The 16508-nt window shown below is 52.1% G+C and carries 19 protein-coding genes; 15 read left to right on the top strand and 4 right to left on the bottom strand.

All coding sequences use genetic code 11. The annotated features are described in order from the left end of the window. The first annotated feature begins 157 nt into the window (after nucleotides 1-157). The gene (grcA, locus tag SBG_RS12160) at nucleotides 158-541 is read left to right on the top strand and encodes an autonomous glycyl radical cofactor GrcA (RefSeq protein ID WP_000627811.1); all 384 of its coding nucleotides are present in this window, start codon (nucleotides 158-160) and stop codon (nucleotides 539-541) included. 61 nt (nucleotides 542-602) lie between these two features. Here grcA and eamB read toward each other — a convergent pair whose 3' ends face one another. Next, nucleotides 603-1190 carry a cysteine/O-acetylserine transporter gene (gene eamB, locus SBG_RS12155; protein ID WP_000188409.1) on the bottom strand — a complete coding sequence of 196 codons (588 nt, stop codon included), beginning with the start codon at nucleotides 1188-1190 and terminating at the stop codon, nucleotides 603-605. Between the two features lie 102 nt (nucleotides 1191-1292). Between eamB and SBG_RS12150 the strand changes: the two genes are divergently transcribed. Beyond that, nucleotides 1293-2192: a LysR family transcriptional regulator gene (locus tag SBG_RS12150; protein WP_020844964.1), complete on the top strand. Its 900-nt coding sequence runs from the start codon at nucleotides 1293-1295 to the stop codon at nucleotides 2190-2192. 17 nt (nucleotides 2193-2209) lie between these two features. On the opposite strand, the gene srmB is transcribed toward SBG_RS12150, so the two are convergent. After that, nucleotides 2210-3544 (bottom strand): ATP-dependent RNA helicase SrmB, encoded by a 1335-nt coding sequence (srmB, locus tag SBG_RS12145; protein WP_000219179.1) that lies wholly within the window; start codon nucleotides 3542-3544, stop codon nucleotides 2210-2212. A 129-nt stretch (nucleotides 3545-3673) separates the two neighbouring features. Here srmB and trmN point away from each other — a divergent pair, with 129 nt between their 5' ends. Continuing rightward, complete coding sequence (trmN, locus tag SBG_RS12140) at nucleotides 3674-4411, top strand: tRNA(1)(Val) (adenine(37)-N(6))-methyltransferase TrmN (RefSeq protein ID WP_000083188.1); 738 nt, start codon at nucleotides 3674-3676, stop codon at nucleotides 4409-4411. On the opposite strand, the gene nadB is transcribed toward trmN, so the two are convergent. Further along, nucleotides 4396-6015: an L-aspartate oxidase gene (gene nadB, locus SBG_RS12135; protein ID WP_000213494.1), complete on the bottom strand. Its 1620-nt coding sequence runs from the start codon at nucleotides 6013-6015 to the stop codon at nucleotides 4396-4398. The genes trmN and nadB overlap by 16 nt on opposite strands. A gap of 266 nt (nucleotides 6016-6281) precedes the next feature. Here nadB and rseD point away from each other — a divergent pair, with 266 nt between their 5' ends. From rseD to acpS, 12 genes are all read left to right on the top strand, one after another. Beyond that, nucleotides 6282-6446 carry a rpoE leader peptide RseD gene (gene rseD / locus SBG_RS22635; RefSeq protein WP_014344135.1) on the top strand — a complete coding sequence of 55 codons (165 nt, stop codon included), beginning with the start codon at nucleotides 6282-6284 and terminating at the stop codon, nucleotides 6444-6446. Further along, the gene (gene rpoE / locus SBG_RS12130; protein WP_000003307.1) at nucleotides 6443-7018 is read left to right on the top strand and encodes an RNA polymerase sigma factor RpoE; all 576 of its coding nucleotides are present in this window, start codon (nucleotides 6443-6445) and stop codon (nucleotides 7016-7018) included. The genes rseD and rpoE overlap by 4 nt, the downstream gene beginning before the upstream one ends. Before the next feature lie 31 nt (nucleotides 7019-7049). After that, nucleotides 7050-7700, top strand: a complete 651-nt coding sequence (rseA, locus tag SBG_RS12125) for an anti-sigma-E factor RseA (protein ID WP_001168371.1) — start codon at nucleotides 7050-7052, stop codon at nucleotides 7698-7700. After that, complete coding sequence (gene rseB, locus SBG_RS12120; protein WP_000812026.1) at nucleotides 7700-8656, top strand: sigma-E factor regulatory protein RseB; 957 nt, start codon at nucleotides 7700-7702, stop codon at nucleotides 8654-8656. Before rseA ends, rseB begins: the two co-directional genes overlap by 1 nt. Beyond that, nucleotides 8653-9132: a SoxR-reducing system protein RseC gene (gene rseC, locus SBG_RS12115; protein WP_000589091.1), complete on the top strand. Its 480-nt coding sequence runs from the start codon at nucleotides 8653-8655 to the stop codon at nucleotides 9130-9132. Before rseB ends, rseC begins: the two co-directional genes overlap by 4 nt. 291 nt (nucleotides 9133-9423) lie before the next feature. Beyond that, nucleotides 9424-11223, top strand: a complete 1800-nt coding sequence (lepA, locus tag SBG_RS12110) for a translation elongation factor 4 (protein WP_000790152.1) — start codon at nucleotides 9424-9426, stop codon at nucleotides 11221-11223. 16 nt (nucleotides 11224-11239) lie between these two features. Further along, nucleotides 11240-12214 (top strand): signal peptidase I, encoded by a 975-nt coding sequence (lepB, locus tag SBG_RS12105; protein ID WP_000002565.1) that lies wholly within the window; start codon nucleotides 11240-11242, stop codon nucleotides 12212-12214. Nucleotides 12215-12486: 272 nt separating this feature from the next. After that, complete coding sequence (gene rnc / locus SBG_RS12100; RefSeq protein WP_001068341.1) at nucleotides 12487-13167, top strand: ribonuclease III; 681 nt, start codon at nucleotides 12487-12489, stop codon at nucleotides 13165-13167. Beyond that, entirely contained in the window at nucleotides 13164-14069 is a 906-nt protein-coding gene (gene era / locus SBG_RS12095) for a GTPase Era (protein WP_000020756.1), read from the top strand. Before rnc ends, era begins: the two co-directional genes overlap by 4 nt. Before the next feature lie 177 nt (nucleotides 14070-14246). Beyond that, nucleotides 14247-14975 (top strand): DNA repair protein RecO, encoded by a 729-nt coding sequence (gene recO / locus SBG_RS12090; protein ID WP_015702969.1) that lies wholly within the window; start codon nucleotides 14247-14249, stop codon nucleotides 14973-14975. 11 nt (nucleotides 14976-14986) lie between these two features. Beyond that, nucleotides 14987-15718, top strand: a complete 732-nt coding sequence (gene pdxJ / locus SBG_RS12085) for a pyridoxine 5'-phosphate synthase (RefSeq protein WP_000818963.1) — start codon at nucleotides 14987-14989, stop codon at nucleotides 15716-15718. Beyond that, nucleotides 15718-16098, top strand: coding sequence for a holo-ACP synthase (gene acpS, locus SBG_RS12080; protein WP_000986043.1), 381 nt, complete (start codon nucleotides 15718-15720; stop codon nucleotides 16096-16098). Before pdxJ ends, acpS begins: the two co-directional genes overlap by 1 nt. Nucleotides 16099-16228: 130 nt before the next feature. Here the strand turns inward: acpS and SBG_RS12075 are convergent, their stop codons facing one another. Then, entirely contained in the window at nucleotides 16229-16498 is a 270-nt protein-coding gene (locus SBG_RS12075; protein ID WP_001196289.1) for a YfhL family 4Fe-4S dicluster ferredoxin, read from the bottom strand. Nucleotides 16499-16508 lie beyond the last annotated feature (10 nt).

Raw genomic sequence — 16508 nt, 5'->3', positions numbered from 1 at the left:
CCTCGTATCACCCTTTTTATGGTGTGGTTTTTATTGATTTAAATCAAAGAATGAAGGGTGGTCGAGGGGTATATATACACTCAAGCAACAATGGTTTTACCAATTGGCCGGGATTAGGCCGACCGAAATCAAATAATTTTGCCTGGGGAGGCATCACATGATTACAGGTATCCAGATTACTAAAGCCGCTAACGACGACCTGCTGAATTCCTTCTGGCTGCTGGACAGCGAAAAAGGCGAAGCGCGCTGCATCGTTGCAAAATCCGGCTTTGCTGAAGATGAAGTTGTGGCTGTCAGCAAACTGGGCGAGATTGAATACCGTGAAATTCCGATGGAAGTTAAACCGGAAGTACGCGTTGAAGGCGGTCAGCATCTGAACGTTAACGTTCTGCGTCGTGAAACTCTGGAAGACGCGGTTAAGCATCCGGAAAAATACCCGCAGCTGACTATTCGTGTTTCTGGGTATGCGGTGCGTTTTAACTCCCTGACGCCGGAACAGCAGCGCGACGTTATCGCTCGTACCTTTACCGAAAGCCTGTAAGGCTTATCCGGTAATAACAAGCGGAAGAGGCCGGGCCTTTTCCGCTTTTGTTTTATTTGTGTCAGTAAAAAATCCGCACCGCGCAGTACACCAGCAGTAACGCCAGAATGATATTTAACTGGCGACCATAATGGCGAAACGCCCGCTGAAACAGATGTCCCGCCAGCGCCCAACACACATTACCGAACGTGCCGATCAATGCCAGCAATATACTGACGCCGATGACCCAATTCAGCGCCTGCGTTTGCGGTAAAACAAATGTAGACAGAGCGGTAATGCCGTACAGAATAATTTTGACGTTCACAAACTGCAGGACAAAGCTTACCCAAAAGCCAACCGGTTTTGGTCTGGCGTTCTCATCCGCCGCTGGACCGGTGGCAATTTTCCACGCCAGCCACAGGATATACGCAGCCCCCACCCAACTGAGTAAATGAATGATTGCCGGATCGATAACCGCAAGGGAAAACGCGATCCCGGCGCACAGCAGCATGACGACCAAAAATCCCAGACTCATACCTGCCAGTACACGAATACTCTGCCGAAAACCATGTGCAGTTGCTGCGCTAAGCGCGAGAATATTGTTAGGGCCGGGGGTAAGGGCGGTGATTAATGTGTAAGTCCAGAAAGCGCTTAAAAGCATCGGTGTCACTTGTCATCTCCTCTGTTTTAGCAGACAGTACCCGATATGAAATATTTAAAAAAATGAATGTTTTTTAATTCTGAATTCGAGATTTTCGATAGGTTGGTGGTCATGGATCTGCGTCGGTTTATTACGCTGAAAACGGTAGTGGAAGAGGGCTCGTTTCTGCGGGCTTCGCAAAAGCTGTGCTGTACTCAGTCGACGGTAACTTTTCATATTCAACAGCTTGAACGTGAGTTTTCCCTGCAACTGTTCGAGAAAATAGGGCGCCGAATGTGCCTGACCACTGAGGGGAAAAAGCTGATGCCGCATATCCATGAACTGACGCGTGTGATGGAGTCGATTCGTGAAGCCGCAAGACAGGATGCGGAACCAGGCGGAGAGCTGCGCGTGGCGACAGGTGAAACCTTACTGGCGTACAAAATGCCGCAGGTTTTACAACGTTTTAAGCTGCGAGCGCCGAATGTCAGATTGTCGCTACAGTCGCTGAATTGCTATGTGATACGTGATGCGTTGCTGAATGACGAGGTCGATCTGGGCGTTTTTTATCGCGTAGGTAATGATGATGCGCTCACGATGCAGCAACTGGGGGAGCAGTCGCTGGCGCTGGTGGCCTCTCCACTGCTACAGGATGCTGATTTTACGCAGCCAGATCAGCATATCCCCTGCAGCTTCATCATCAATGAACCGCAATGTGTCTTCCGCCAGCTGTTTGAAAGTACGCTACGGCAGAGGCGGATTACGCTGGAAAACACGATTGAACTGTGGAGTATTGAAAGCATTAAACAGTGTGTGGCTGCTAACCTGGGCATCAGCTTTTTACCACGTTTTACCGTTGAACGAGAACTTAGTACCGGTCAGTTGAAAGAGCTGCCGTTTGGCGCGCCGCCGCCGTCGATCATGGCGCTGTGCGCCCATCATGCCGGGAAAGCGGTCAGCCCGGCAATGCAGATATTTATGCAGTGTATGGAGGCGTGTTTTACCGTGGAAGATAAAAAAATGCCGGGTTAACGAACCCGGCATTATTATTACTCTTCGCTGGATTGCTCCAGCGTCTGCGTACCGCTTGGCTTGCGGCGCTTACCGATGTTTTTAGTATCGCGGTGACGTTTCTTCACGCGCGGTTTCTCTTTTTCTTTCTCTTTTTTCTTCTCGGCGCGTTTTGCCAGCACTTTCTTCGATGGTTTACCGGTCATCTTTTCACTGGGTGCACGCGTAATCGGGCGTAGCTCGTCAATAACACGCGCTTTCAGCGGCTCTTCGATGTAGCGGCCAATCTTCAACAGCAGGAGATGGTCGTGGGCTTCGACCAGAGAAATAGCGGTGCCTTTGCGCCCCGCACGGCCTGTACGACCAATGCGATGCAGGTAGGTATCGCCACTGCGCGGCATGTCGAAGTTAATAACGTGGCTTACGTCAGGAATATCGATCCCGCGCGCGGCAACGTCGGTCGCGACCAGCACGTTAACGCGGCCATCGGTGAGACGCTTAATGCCTTCGTTGCGTTTGATCTGCGCCATCTCGCCTTCGAGATAGCAGTTGTTGATCCCCGCCAGACGCAGTTGCTCAGCCAGTTCATGGACACGCTCGCGCTTACGCACAAACACGATGGTACGGGTGGCATCATCCTGCTTCAGTAAGTGCTTAAGCAGTTCGAACTTATGCTCGTAGTTATCCGCACGGTAATACCACTGATGAATCTTTTTACGCTCACGAATGGATGGGGTGGCGGAAACTTCGACCGGATCTTTCAGCAGACGCTCGGCAAAATCTTTGATCGCATCGCCTTCCAGTGTCGCGGAGAACAGCATGGTCTGCTTACGCCAACGGGTTTCCCCGGCGATATGTTCAATGTCCTGAGCAAAGCCCATGTCCAGCATCCGGTCGGCCTCGTCGAGGATCAGTGTTTCAACCGCGCGGCAGTCAAAGTTCTCTTCTTTAATATATTGCAGCAGACGGCCCGTGGTGGCGACCACGATATCCTGGTTTTCGCTGAATACTTCGGCATGGTTCATGTACGCGACGCCGCCAGTAATGGTGGCGATATCCAGATGGGTATGCTTCGCCAGTTCGCGGGCGTGATCGGCCACCTGCATTGCCAGCTCGCGGGTTGGCGTCAGGATCAGAATACGCGGCGGCCCGGATTTTTTACGCGGGAAGTCGAGCAAGTGCTGCAACGCCGGCAGCAGATATGCCGCCGTTTTACCGGTGCCTGTCGGCGCAGAACCGAGTACATCGCGGCCATCGAGCGCAGGCGGAATGGCGGCAGCCTGAATGGCGGTCGGGCGAGTGAATCCTTTATCCTGGAGGGCATCCAGCAGGCTTTCGTCGAGTTCAAGTTCGGAAAAAGTCGTTACAGTCATGTTCTACCTCTGTGTGGGGCGCTGATTATAGACGTTACGGCCGCAATCTTCATCTGTTTGTATGGATATCCCTTCTCAGGTATTGTTTTCACCCGGCGCTGTCGCCGTTTTTTGCAAGGTTGTTTTTACATGTCTCAGTCTGACTCCGTTCTCCGTCGTAACGGATTTACGTTTAAGCAGTTTTTTGTTGCGCACGATCGGTGTGCGATGAAAGTAGGAACTGACGGTATTTTACTTGGGGCGTGGGCGCCAGTCGCGGATGTAAAGCGAATTCTGGATATCGGTACTGGAAGCGGTCTTCTGGCGTTAATGCTGGCGCAGAGAACAGATGACAATGTGCCTATTGACGCCGTGGAACTGGATGCCGGGGCTGCAATGCAAGCGCAGGAAAACGTCACCCGGTCTCCCTGGTCCCATCGAATAATGGTGCATACTGATGATATTCAGCGCTGGGCGCCTCGTCAGACAGTGCGTTTTGATCTTATTATTAGCAACCCGCCGTATTATGAACCCGGCGTGGAATGCGCTACGCCGCAGCGGGAGCAGGCGCGCTATACCGCTACGTTGGATCACCAGACATTACTGGCTATTGCGGCGGATTGTATTACAGAAGACGGTTTTTTTTGCGTGGTGTTGCCGGAACAAATCGGTAATGCTTTTACGCAGCAAGCGCTTAACATAGGGTGGCATTTGCGGCTACGTACTGACGTTGCGGAAACCGACGCCCGACCGCCTCACCGGGTACTGTTAGCTTTTTCACCGCAAGCAGGGGAGTGCTACAGCGACCGTGTAGTGATTCGTGGGCCAGACCAGCGATACTCAGAAGGCTACACGGCGCTGACCCAGGCATTTTATCTGTTTATGTGAACGTTTGACGGCGTGAGCACTGACGGTCCGGATTCGGCCTGCAGATCCGGATAATCCAGGGTGTAATGCAGGCCGCGACTCTCTTTACGCATCATCGCACAACGTACGATAAGCTCTGCAACCTGCACCAGGTTACGCAACTCCAGCAGGTTATTCGATACGCGAAAGTTCGCATAGTACTCATCGATCTCCTGTTGCAGCATAGTGATGCGCCGCAGGGCGCGCTCCAGACGTTTGGTGGTGCGCACAATCCCGACATAGTCCCACATCAACAGCCGCAGCTCATGCCAGTTATGTTGAATCACCACTTGTTCGTCCGCGTTCTCCACCTGACTTTCATCCCAGGCGGGAAGGGCGTCAACGCCGTGGGTATAAGGCATACGTCTGTCGATATCTTCTGCGGCTGACCAACTATAGACCAGGCATTCCAGCAGCGAGTTGGACGCCATACGGTTAGCGCCGTGCAGGCCGGTATAGCTCACTTCGCCAATAGCATACAGCCCGTCAACGTCAGTACGGCCAAAGTCATCAACCATTACGCCGCCGCAGGTATAGTGTGCTGCGGGAACGACGGGAACCCGGTCTTTCGTTAGATCGAGGCCCAGTCCGAGCAATTTTTCATAGATCATCGGGAAGTGCTGGCGGACAAAATATTCAGGCTTATGACTAATATCAAGAAACATGCAATCTGCGCCGAGTCGTTTCATCTCATGATCGATGGCGCGGGCGACAATATCGCGCGGCGCCAGTTCGCCGCGTTCATCAAAGTCCGGCATAAACCGTGTTCCATCCGGGCGTTTAAGATACGCACCTTCGCCGCGTAGCGCTTCGGTGAGTAAAAAATTGCGCGCCTGTGGATGATAAAGTGCGGTCGGATGAAACTGGTTAAACTCCAGATTAGCGACCCGACAGCCAGCGCGCCAGGCCATGGCGATACCGTCACCCGAGGAAATATCCGGATTAGTCGTATATTGATAAACTTTTGATGCACCGCCTGTCGCCAGCACCACCGACTTTGCATTACAGGTTTCAACTAACGCTTTATTGCGGTTCCAACTCCATGCGCCGACGACCCGGCGAGGCCCCGGCAGGCCAATTTTATCGGAGATAATTAAATCAACGGCGTTGCTGCGTTCCAGCACCTGAATATTAGGATGATTTTGTGCCCGGCTGACCAGAGTGGTCTCAACTTCTTTTCCGGTGGCGTCGGCAGCATGAAGGATTCGTCGATGGCTATGGCCACCTTCACGCGTGAGATGATAGCTCTCCTCGCCGTTTGGCTGGACGTAGGTATCAAACAAAACGCCCTGATCGATAAGCCACTGCACGCAGGCACGGGCGTTGCTGGCGACAAATTCCACCGCATGGCGATCGCAAATCCCGGCGCCAGCAATCAGTGTATCTTCGACATGAGACGCAATACTGTCGGTATCATCGAACACGGCGGCAATACCGCCTTGTGCATAAAACGTGGAACCTTCATTCACCGACCCTTTACTGAGGACGATGACCTTATGTTGTTCAGCCAGACGCAGCGCCAGCGAGAGCCCGGCTGCGCCACTGCCGATAATCAACACATCACAGGACAGTTCGGAAGTTGTCATTAGAGTCTTTGTTTAATTTACTAAACAGTGTTGCGGCAGATTAGCACTATCAGAGAGTAAAAAGCACGATCTGATTGCATTTTTGTTGCGCTTATTAAACATAAAATAAAAACAGAATAGGAGATAAACGGCAAAAAATATTTTGTAGGGCAGGGTGTTAGCGTCAGATTTTGTAGTGAAATAAAGATGCTGTTGGGTTACTCTGCAAACAACGAAATGGGCATTTCTGTGCAGATAGTGCGTTGTTCAGTATCTGTAGACTTATAATGGAAGATAAGACCTGTCTACAACATGACAAACAAAAACAAATGCGTAACGGAACTTTACGAAACATAGACACTCTAACCTGTTGCTTGCTCATAGTGCGGCTTATGGAGTGGCGTTTCGAAAGCGCGTGGAAATTTGGTTTGGGGAGACATTACCTCGGATGAGCGAGCAGTTAACGGACCAGGTCCTGGTTGAGCGGGTCCAGAAGGGAGATCAGAAAGCCTTTAATTTACTGGTAGTGCGCTACCAGCATAAAGTGGCGAGTCTGGTTTCCCGCTATGTGCCATCGGGCGACGTTCCCGATGTGGTACAAGAATCTTTTATTAAGGCCTATCGCGCGCTGGATTCTTTCCGGGGGGATAGCGCTTTTTATACCTGGTTGTATCGTATTGCGGTTAATACCGCGAAGAACTACCTGGTTGCTCAGGGGCGTCGTCCGCCTTCCAGTGATGTAGACGCGATTGAAGCAGAAAACTTTGAAAGCGGCGGCGCGCTGAAAGAAATTTCGAACCCTGAGAACTTAATGTTGTCAGAAGAACTGAGACAGATAGTTTTCCGAACTATTGAATCCCTCCCGGAAGATTTACGTATGGCAATTACCTTACGGGAGTTGGATGGCCTGAGTTATGAAGAGATAGCGGCTATCATGGATTGTCCGGTGGGGACGGTGCGTTCACGTATCTTCCGGGCGCGGGAAGCTATTGATAATAAAGTTCAACCGCTTATCAGGCGTTGACGATAGCGGGATACTGGAAAAGGTATTAGGCATGCAGAAAGAAAAACTTTCCGCTTTGATGGATGGCGAAACGTTGGACAGTGAGCTGCTCAAAGCGCTTACGCACGACCCGGAAATGCAGAAAACGTGGGAGGGTTATCACCTGATCCGCGATTCAATGCGAGGGGATACGCCTGACGTTCTCCATTTCGATATATCTGCTCGCGTGATGGCCGCTATTGAAAACGAGCCAGTACGTCAGGTTGCGCCATTAATTCCTGAGGCCCAGCCCGCTCCGCACCAGTGGCAGAAAATGCCGTTCTGGAAAAAAGTACGTCCGTGGGCGGCGCAGCTTACCCAAATGGGGGTGGCGGCGTGCGTTTCACTTGCAGTTATTGTCGGCGTCCAGCACTATAATGGACAATCTGAAACATCCCAGCAACCTGAAACGCCGGTTTTCAATACCCTGCCGATGATGGGAAAAGCCAGCCCGGTAAGTCTGGGAGTACCTTCTGAAGCAACGCCTGTCGGCAGTCAGCAACAGCAGGTACAGGAGCAGCGTCGTCGCATCAACGCCATGTTGCAGGACTACGAACTGCAACGCCGACTGCACTCTGAACAGCTTCAGTTTGAGCAGGCGCAAACCCAGCAAGCCGCGGTACAGGTGCCAGGAATCCAAACTTTAGGAACGCAATCGCAGTAATGAAGCAACTTTGGTTTGCCATGTCCCTTGTGGCGGGTAGCCTGTTCTTCTCCGTAAACGCCTCGGCCGACCCTGCGTCCGGGGCGTTATTGCAGCAGATGAACATCGCCAGCCAGTCACTGAATTACGAGCTGTCATTTGTCAGCATCACGAAACAAGGCGTTGAATCTCTGCGTTATCGACACGCACGCCTGGATAGCCGCCCGCTTGCGCAATTACTGCAGTTGGATGGTCCTCGCCGGGAGGTCGTACAGCGTGGTAATGAAATCAGCTATTTTGAACCTGGCCTTGAGCCGTTCACCCTGAACGGTGATTATATTGTTGATTCCCTGCCTTCCCTGATCTACACCGACTTTAAACGTCTGGCGCCTTACTACGACTTTATTTCGGTCGGACGTACCCGTATCGCAGACCGGTTATGCGAAGTGATCCGCGTCGTGGCACGCGATGGTACGCGGTACAGCTATATTGTCTGGATGGATATGGACACCAAACTACCGATGCGCGTCGATTTGCTGGACCGCGATGGAGAAACGCTGGAGCAGTTCCGCGTTATCGCATTCACGGTGAGCCAGGATATCGGCAGCACTATGCAAACACTGGCAAAGGCTAACCTTCCACCGCTGCTCTCCGTTCCTGGCGGCGAGAAAATGAAATTTAACTGGAGTCCGTCCTGGGTGCCGCAAGGCTTTAGCGAGGTTTCCAGCAGTCGTCGTCCATTGCCAACGATGGATAATTTACCGATTGAATCGCGGCTTTATTCGGATGGTCTGTTCAGCTTTTCCGTCAACGTTAACCGGGCGACGCAGAACAGCAGCGATCAGATGTTGCGTACCGGACGCCGGACAGTGTATAGCAGCGTACGCGACAATGCGGAAATTACCGTTGTCGGCGAGCTTCCGCCACAAACGGCGAAGCGTATTGCAGACAGTATCAAGTTCAGGGCAGTACAATGATTAAAGAGTGGGCGACGGTCGTCTCCTGGCGGAATGGCCAGGCGGTCGTGAGTTGTGATGTTAAAACATCGTGCAGCAACTGCGCCTCCCGGGCGGGATGCGGCAGCCGCGTGCTGAATAAATTAGGGCCGCAAACGACTCATACAATTGTGGTGCCAAGCGTGGAGCCGCTGTCGCCGGGGCAGAAAGTTGAGCTTGGCATCGCCGAAAAAAGCCTCTTAGGGTCGGCATTGTTGGTCTATATGTCGCCTTTAGCGGGGTTATTTCTCTTTGCAGTGCTTTTCCAGGTATTGTTTGGATCTGACCTTGCGGCATTAAGCGGCGCTGTTTTAGGTGGCGTTGGCGGTTTTTTGCTTGCCCGAGGCTATTCCCGGAAACTGGCGGAGCGCGATACCTGGCAACCGGTGATTTTAAGCGTTGCCCTCCCGTCCGAGCTTGTTCGCGTCGAAACCACATCAATCGAAACGCGCCAGTAGACGCTGTGCCGGATAGCGCTGCGTTTAGCTGGTCTGCTAAGGTCATTTTTTCCTGCCATGCAGGAGATGTCGGGCCGATAAGCTTGCGCTATCAGGGGCTTTTTCGGCGTTACAGTGACTTACGTAAAAAGTGAGACGCTTGCCAGTTCCCGCTCTCCTTACATTATGAACATTTCCTCGCCTTAGCGTTGTAGTGTAGAATGCGGCGTTTCAGTTAAAACAGACGTTAAGCTCAGAACAGCGACCTCTAAAGTCTGGTCAACCAGGCGTAAGGCATAATAATTTATCTCTATGAAGAACATACGTAACTTTTCGATCATTGCTCACATTGACCACGGTAAATCGACGCTGTCTGACCGTATTATCCAGATCTGCGGTGGCCTGTCTGACCGTGAAATGGAAGCTCAGGTACTTGATTCTATGGATCTTGAACGTGAGCGCGGCATCACTATTAAAGCCCAGAGTGTGACGCTGGATTTTAAAGCGTCTGATGGTGAAACTTATCAACTGAACTTTATCGACACGCCGGGTCACGTTGACTTTTCCTATGAAGTCTCCCGCTCGTTGGCAGCCTGCGAGGGCGCTCTGCTGGTCGTTGATGCCGGGCAGGGCGTAGAAGCGCAAACATTGGCGAACTGCTACACCGCGATGGAAATGGATCTTGAAGTGGTGCCGGTGCTTAACAAAATTGATTTGCCGGCTGCCGATCCGGAGCGTGTGGCCGAAGAAATTGAAGATATTGTCGGCATTGATGCGACGGATGCCGTACGTTGCTCCGCTAAAACCGGTGTTGGCGTGACCGATGTCCTGGAACGCCTGGTGCGCGATATCCCGCCGCCGCAGGGTGATCCGGACGGACCGTTGCAGGCGCTGATTATTGACTCCTGGTTCGATAATTACCTGGGCGTGGTCTCACTGGTGCGCATTAAAAACGGTACGATGCGTAAAGGCGACAAAATTAAAGTGATGAGCACCGGGCAGACCTACAACGCTGACCGCCTGGGGATCTTCACGCCGAAACAGGTTGACCGTACCGAACTTAAATGTGGCGAGGTAGGCTGGCTGGTCTGTGCGATTAAAGACATTCTTGGCGCACCGGTTGGCGATACCCTGACTCAGGCGCGTAATCCGGCAGAAAAAGCGCTGCCAGGATTTAAAAAAGTGAAACCGCAGGTCTATGCAGGGCTGTTCCCGGTCAGCTCCGACGATTATGAAAGTTTCCGCGACGCGCTCGGCAAGCTGAGTCTGAATGATGCTTCACTGTTTTATGAGCCGGAAAGTTCCTCGGCGCTGGGTTTTGGCTTCCGCTGCGGATTCCTCGGTCTGCTGCACATGGAGATCATTCAGGAACGTCTTGAGCGCGAATACGATCTGGATCTGATAACCACCGCGCCGACTGTAGTTTATGAAGTAGAAACGACGGCGAAAGAGATTGTCTATGTCGATAGTCCCTCCAAGCTGCCGCCGCTGAATAACATTTATGAATTGCGCGAGCCTATCGCCGAATGTCATATGCTGTTGCCGCAAGCTTATTTAGGCAACGTTATTACTCTGTGTATTGAGAAACGCGGCGTACAAACTAATATGGTGTACCACGGCAACCAGGTCGCGCTGACCTATGAAATCCCGATGGCGGAAGTGGTGCTTGATTTCTTTGATCGCCTGAAATCAACGTCGCGCGGCTATGCGTCTTTGGATTACAACTTCAAGCGCTTCCAGGCATCTGACATGGTGCGTGTCGATGTGTTGATAAACAATGAACGTGTGGACGCTCTGGCGCTGATTACCCACCGTGATAACGCTCAGAATCGTGGCCGTGAACTGGTTGATAAAATGAAAGATCTGATTCCGCGCCAGCAGTTTGATATCGCGATTCAGGCGGCGATTGGTACGCATATTATTGCCCGTTCGACGGTAAAACAGTTACGTAAAAACGTTCTGGCGAAGTGCTATGGCGGTGATATTAGTCGTAAGAAAAAACTGCTGCAGAAACAGAAAGAAGGTAAGAAACGCATGAAGCAAATCGGTAACGTTGAGCTGCCTCAGGAAGCGTTCCTCGCCATTCTGCATGTCGGTAAAGACAATAAATAATCCCTAAGGAGTTGGCATGGCGAACATGTTTGCCCTGATTCTGGTGATAGCCACACTGGTGACGGGCATTTTATGGTGCGTAGATAAGTTTGTTTTCGCGCCAAAACGTCGGGCGCGTCAGGCCGCTGCGCAAACGGCGACGGGAGAAGCCCTGGATAAAGCGACGCTGGAAAAAGTCGAGCCCAAGCCAGGCTGGCTGGAGACGGGCGCATCTGTTTTCCCGGTGCTGGCGATCGTGCTGATCGTGCGTTCTTTTATTTATGAACCCTTTCAGATACCGTCAGGCTCGATGATGCCGACATTGCTCATTGGCGATTTTATTCTGGTGGAAAAATTTGCCTATGGTATTAAAGATCCGATCTACCAGAAAACGCTGATTGAAACCGGTCACCCAAAACGCGGGGATATAGTGGTATTTAAATACCCGGAAGACCCTAAGTTAGATTACATCAAACGCGCAGTGGGCTTGCCGGGCGATAAGATCACTTATGATCCGGTTGCGAAAGAGGTGACCATTCAGCCTGGTTGTCGTTCAGGGCAGGCGTGTGAAAATGCTCTGCCAGTGACCTACTCTAATGTTGAACCGAGCGATTTTGTGCAAACTTTTGCCCGTCGTAACGGCGGAGAAGCGACCAGTGGTTTCTTTGAAGTCCCGTTAAACGAGACGAAAGAAAACGGCATACGTCTGACCGAACGTAAAGAGACTCTGGGTGATGTGACGCATCGTATCCTGATGGTGCCGATCGCTCAGGATCAGTTAGGCATGTATTATCAACAGCCGGGGCAACCGCTGGCGACGTGGGTTGTACCGCCGGGACAATATTTCATGATGGGTGATAACCGCGATAATAGCGCGGATAGCCGATACTGGGGATTTGTTCCGGAAGCGAACCTGGTTGGTAAAGCAGTTGCTATCTGGATGAGTTTTGATAAGCAGGAAGGGGAGTGGCCGACAGGCGTACGCCTGAGTCGTATCGGCGGCATTCACTAACTGTGGCGAAATGATCATTCACGCTGCCGACTTTTTGGTGGCAGCGTGAATTATTTCCTGGATAAATTCCCTTAGACTAACGACATCCCCTGTCGTTGTGTATAGAATATTCCCCCGAAGTTTTAGGTTGGCGCCATTGGGTCGCCACGGCACACGAAACCGCGTTGGTTATATACATCATTTTCCCGCTGCGGCGATGCGGCAGAATAGATGACGTATATCAGGTCTGTTTCGTGTGCTGGATTGTTGACGCATTCATTTATTGGTATCGCATGAACCCCATCGTAATTAATCGGCTTCAACGGAAGCTGGGCTACACTTTTAATCATCAGGAGCTGTTGCAGCAGGCATTAACTCACCGCAGCGCCAGCAGTAAGCATAACGAACGTCTGGAATTTTTAGGCGACTCCATCTTGAGCTTCGTTATCGCTAACGCGCTTTATCACCGTTTTCCGCGTGTGGATGAGGGAGATATGAGCCGTATGCGCGCTACGCTGGTGCGTGGGAATACGCTGGCAGAATTAGCCCGAGAATTTGACTTAGGCGAGTGTCTGCGTTTAGGACCGGGCGAATTGAAAAGCGGCGGATTCCGTCGTGAGTCTATTCTGGCGGATACTGTTGAAGCGTTAATTGGCGGGGTATTTCTTGATAGCAATATTCAGACCGTCGAGCAGCTTATCCTGAACTGGTATAAAACCCGTCTGGATGAAATCAGTCCGGGCGACAAACAAAAAGACCCGAAAACGCGCTTGCAGGAGTATTTGCAGGGTCGCCATCTGCCGCTGCCGTCTTATCTGGTGGTGCAGGTACGCGGTGAGGCGCACGATCAGGAGTTTACTATCCACTGCCAGGTCAGTGGCCTCAGTGAACCGGTGGTTGGCACGGGTTCCAGCCGCCGTAAGGCGGAGCAGGCTGCCGCCGAACAGGCGCTGAAAAAACTGGAGCTGGAATGAGCATCGACAAAACTTATTGCGGATTTATCGCCATCGTCGGGCGTCCCAACGTTGGCAAATCCACTCTGCTTAACAAGCTGCTCGGGCAGAAAATTTCAATTACGTCCCGTAAAGCGCAGACCACACGTCACCGCATTGTCGGTATTCATACCGAAGGCCCGTATCAGGCAATCTATGTCGATACGCCGGGTTTGCACATGGAAGAAAAGCGCGCCATCAACCGCCTGATGAATAAAGCAGCAAGTAGTTCAATTGGCGACGTTGAGTTGGTGATTTTCGTTGTGGAAGGCACCCGCTGGACCCCTGATGATGAGATGGTACTGAACAAACTGCGCGACGGCAAAGCGCCGGTTATTCTTGCTGTTAATAAAGTAGATAACGTGCAAGAAAAAGCGGAGTTGTTACCACATTTGCAATTTCTGTCTGGCCAGATGAATTTTCTCGACATCGTGCCGATCTCAGCAGAAACCGGCATGAACGTCGATACTATTGCCAACATCGTGCGTAAACATTTGCCGGAAGCTATTCACCACTTCCCGGAAGATTACATTACCGATCGCTCCCAGCGCTTTATGGCGTCTGAGATCATCCGCGAAAAGCTGATGCGTTTTCTCGGCGCGGAGCTGCCATATTCCGTTACCGTTGAGATTGAGCGTTTTATTACCAACGAGCGTGGCGGCTATGACATCAACGGGTTGATCCTCGTCGAGCGCGAAGGGCAGAAGAAAATGGTCATTGGCAACAAAGGCGCCAAAATCAAAACCATCGGTATTGAAGCGCGCAAAGACATGCAGGAGATGTTTGAAGCGCCGGTCCATCTGGAGCTGTGGGTAAAAGTGAAATCCGGCTGGGCCGATGACGAACGCGCACTGCGCAGTCTCGGTTACGTAGACGACCTGTAATTGTACATACTCTATGGCTTTCAGGGGGCAGGCAGGCGGCACGACCGTGAACTTTCAGAAACTGGCTCAGATTGCTTTCTGGAAGGACGAATTTGTTCGGAACACATTTGAACGCTGCCAGCAGCACCGGGTAGCCTGGCGGCCAGCGCACCTGCAACCTGAAAGGTGCCGGGTATGATGGAAGGGTGGCAGCGCGCATTTGTCCTGCATAGTCGCCCCTGGAGCGAAACCAGCCTGATGCTGGACGTCTTTACGGAAGAGTCGGGGCGCGTGCGCCTTGTCGCCAAAGGCGCACGGTCTAAACGTTCCAGCCTGAAAGGCGCGCTACAGCCTTTTACGCCGTTATTGTTACGCTATAGCGGACGTGGCGAGGTCAAAACCCTGCGCAGCGCCGAGGCAGTTTCTCTGGCGCTGCCGTTAAGCGGTATTACGCTCTATAGCGGCCTGTATATCAATGAACTTCTCTCTCGCGTGCTGGAATATGAAACGCGCTTCTCCGAACTCTTTTTTGATTATTTGAACTGCATTCAGACGCTGGCAGGTACGACCGGCTCGCCTGAACCGGCATTGCGACGTTTCGAACTGGCGCTGCTGGGACATCTGGGCTATGGCGTCAATTTCACCCACTGTGCGGGAAGCGGTGAGCGTGTGGATGACACGATGACCTATCGTTACCGCGAAGAAAAAGGTTTTATTGCCAGTGTCGTCATTGATAACAATACCTTTACCGGCCGGCACCTGAAGGCGCTGGAGGCGCGGGAGTTTCCGGATGTGGATACCCTGCGTGCTGCGAAACGCTTTACCCGTATGGCGTTAAAGCCGTATCTTGGGGGAAAACCGTTAAAAAGCCGGGAACTGTTCCGGCAATTTATGCCCAAACGCACCGTAAAACCGAAGAAAGATTAACGAGGATTGTCATGGCTGAATTACTGTTAGGCGTCAATATTGACCACATTGCCACGTTACGTAACGCACGCGGCACCGACTATCCGGACCCGGTACAGGCGGCGTTTATTGCTGAACAGGCGGGAGCAGATGGTATTACCGTTCACCTGCGCGAAGATCGTCGTCATATTACCGACCGCGATGTGCGTATTCTGCGGCAGACGCTGCACACGCGCATGAATCTGGAGATGGCGGTGACCGAAGAGATGCTGGCGATCGCCGTAGAAACAAAGCCGTATTTCTGCTGTCTGGTGCCGGAAAAACGTCAGGAAGTCACCACTGAAGGCGGTCTGGATGTGGCCGGGCAGCGCGAAAAAATGCGTGATGCCTGCGCGCGTCTGGCGGCGGCTGGTATCCAGGTTTCGCTCTTTATTGATGCCGATGAAGCGCAAATCAACGCTGCGGCGGAAGTGGGCGCGCCGTTTATCGAAATTCATACCGGCTGCTATGCCAACGCAAAAACCGAGGCGGAACAGGCAGAAGAGCTGGCACGTATTGCCAGCGCCGCGGCCCTGGCCGCCAGCCTCGGTCTAAAAGTAAATGCTGGCCATGGCCTGACCTACCATAACGTAAAAGCCATTGCCGCGTTGCCGCAAATGCACGAACTCAATATCGGTCATGCCATTATTGGTCGGGCGGTGATGACTGGCCTGCAAGAGGCAGTGGCTGAAATGAAACGTCTGATGCTGGAAGCGCGCGGCTAATGGCGATTCTCGGTTTGGGGACGGATATTGTAGAGATTGCCCGAATTGAGGCGGTGATTTCCCGTTCCGGGGAACGTCTGGCAAGGCGCGTGCTCAGCGATAACGAGTGGGCTATCTGGGAGACGCATCAGCAACCGGTACGTTTTCTCGCCAAGCGTTTTGCGGTGAAAGAAGCAGCAGCGAAAGCTTTTGGCACCGGTATCCGTAATGGTCTGGCGTTTAATCAGTTCGAAGTATTTAACGATGAGCTGGGAAAACCACGTTTACGGTTGTGGGGAGAGGCACTAACACTGGCGGAAAAATTAGGTGTGGCGCATATGCATGTCACCCTGGCTGATGAACGGCACTATGCCTGTGCCACGGTTATTCTGGAAAGTTAGCTTTTCCTGTTCAGGCGTTGTTTGGTTTGGCCGGATGGCGGCGGAAAGGCCTTATCCGGTCTACGGGCCGACATCTTGTAGGCCTGATAAGCGTAGTGCCATCAGGCTCTTGTGTTGCACCGGAAAAGCCTTATTCGGTCTGCAGCTTATCCGCGTGATGCATCAGAACAAATTTATCCCACAATTGTTCTTCGGTTTCGATATGGGCAGGATCCTGCAAAATCGTATTGGGGATTGGGCAAACTTTCTGGCATGTCGGCGTTTCGTAATGGCCTACGCATTCGGTACACTTGTCGCTGTTAATCTCATAAATGCTGTCGCCCATTGAAATCGCCTCATTGGGGCATTCAGGCTCGCACATATCGCAATTGATACATTTTTTGGTGATTAACAGGGCCATCAGGAAACTC

Origin of the sequence: Salmonella bongori NCTC 12419 (genome assembly GCF_000252995.1) — a bacterium.
Classification (GTDB): Bacteria; Pseudomonadota; Gammaproteobacteria; order Enterobacterales; family Enterobacteriaceae; genus Salmonella; species Salmonella bongori.
The sequence above is the reverse complement of the archived record's forward strand: the minus strand, read 5'-3'. Positions and strand labels throughout refer to the sequence as shown.

Excerpts from the sequence above, each read along its gene's own strand:
- SBG_RS12150 (WP_020844964.1), top strand. The coding sequence starts at position 1,293 with ATGGATCTGCGTCGGTTTATTACGCTGAAAACGGTAGTGGAAGAGGGC.
- recO (WP_015702969.1), top strand. The coding sequence starts at position 14,247 with ATGGAAGGGTGGCAGCGCGCATTTGTCCTGCATAGTCGCCCCTGGAGC.
- nadB (WP_000213494.1), bottom strand. The coding sequence starts at position 6,015 with ATGACAACTTCCGAACTGTCCTGTGATGTGTTGATTATCGGCAGTGGC.
- rseA (WP_001168371.1), top strand. The coding sequence starts at position 7,050 with ATGCAGAAAGAAAAACTTTCCGCTTTGATGGATGGCGAAACGTTGGAC.
- rseD (WP_014344135.1), top strand. The coding sequence starts at position 6,282 with ATGGAAGATAAGACCTGTCTACAACATGACAAACAAAAACAAATGCGT.
- srmB (WP_000219179.1), bottom strand. The coding sequence starts at position 3,544 with ATGACTGTAACGACTTTTTCCGAACTTGAACTCGACGAAAGCCTGCTG.
- rseC (WP_000589091.1), top strand. The coding sequence starts at position 8,653 with ATGATTAAAGAGTGGGCGACGGTCGTCTCCTGGCGGAATGGCCAGGCG.
- pdxJ (WP_000818963.1), top strand. The coding sequence starts at position 14,987 with ATGGCTGAATTACTGTTAGGCGTCAATATTGACCACATTGCCACGTTA.
- lepB (WP_000002565.1), top strand. The coding sequence starts at position 11,240 with ATGGCGAACATGTTTGCCCTGATTCTGGTGATAGCCACACTGGTGACG.
- grcA (WP_000627811.1), top strand. The coding sequence starts at position 158 with ATGATTACAGGTATCCAGATTACTAAAGCCGCTAACGACGACCTGCTG.
- era (WP_000020756.1), top strand. The coding sequence starts at position 13,164 with ATGAGCATCGACAAAACTTATTGCGGATTTATCGCCATCGTCGGGCGT.
- rpoE (WP_000003307.1), top strand. The coding sequence starts at position 6,443 with ATGAGCGAGCAGTTAACGGACCAGGTCCTGGTTGAGCGGGTCCAGAAG.
- acpS (WP_000986043.1), top strand. The coding sequence starts at position 15,718 with ATGGCGATTCTCGGTTTGGGGACGGATATTGTAGAGATTGCCCGAATT.
- lepA (WP_000790152.1), top strand. The coding sequence starts at position 9,424 with ATGAAGAACATACGTAACTTTTCGATCATTGCTCACATTGACCACGGT.
- rnc (WP_001068341.1), top strand. The coding sequence starts at position 12,487 with ATGAACCCCATCGTAATTAATCGGCTTCAACGGAAGCTGGGCTACACT.
- trmN (WP_000083188.1), top strand. The coding sequence starts at position 3,674 with ATGTCTCAGTCTGACTCCGTTCTCCGTCGTAACGGATTTACGTTTAAG.
- rseB (WP_000812026.1), top strand. The coding sequence starts at position 7,700 with ATGAAGCAACTTTGGTTTGCCATGTCCCTTGTGGCGGGTAGCCTGTTC.
- SBG_RS12075 (WP_001196289.1), bottom strand. The coding sequence starts at position 16,498 with ATGGCCCTGTTAATCACCAAAAAATGTATCAATTGCGATATGTGCGAG.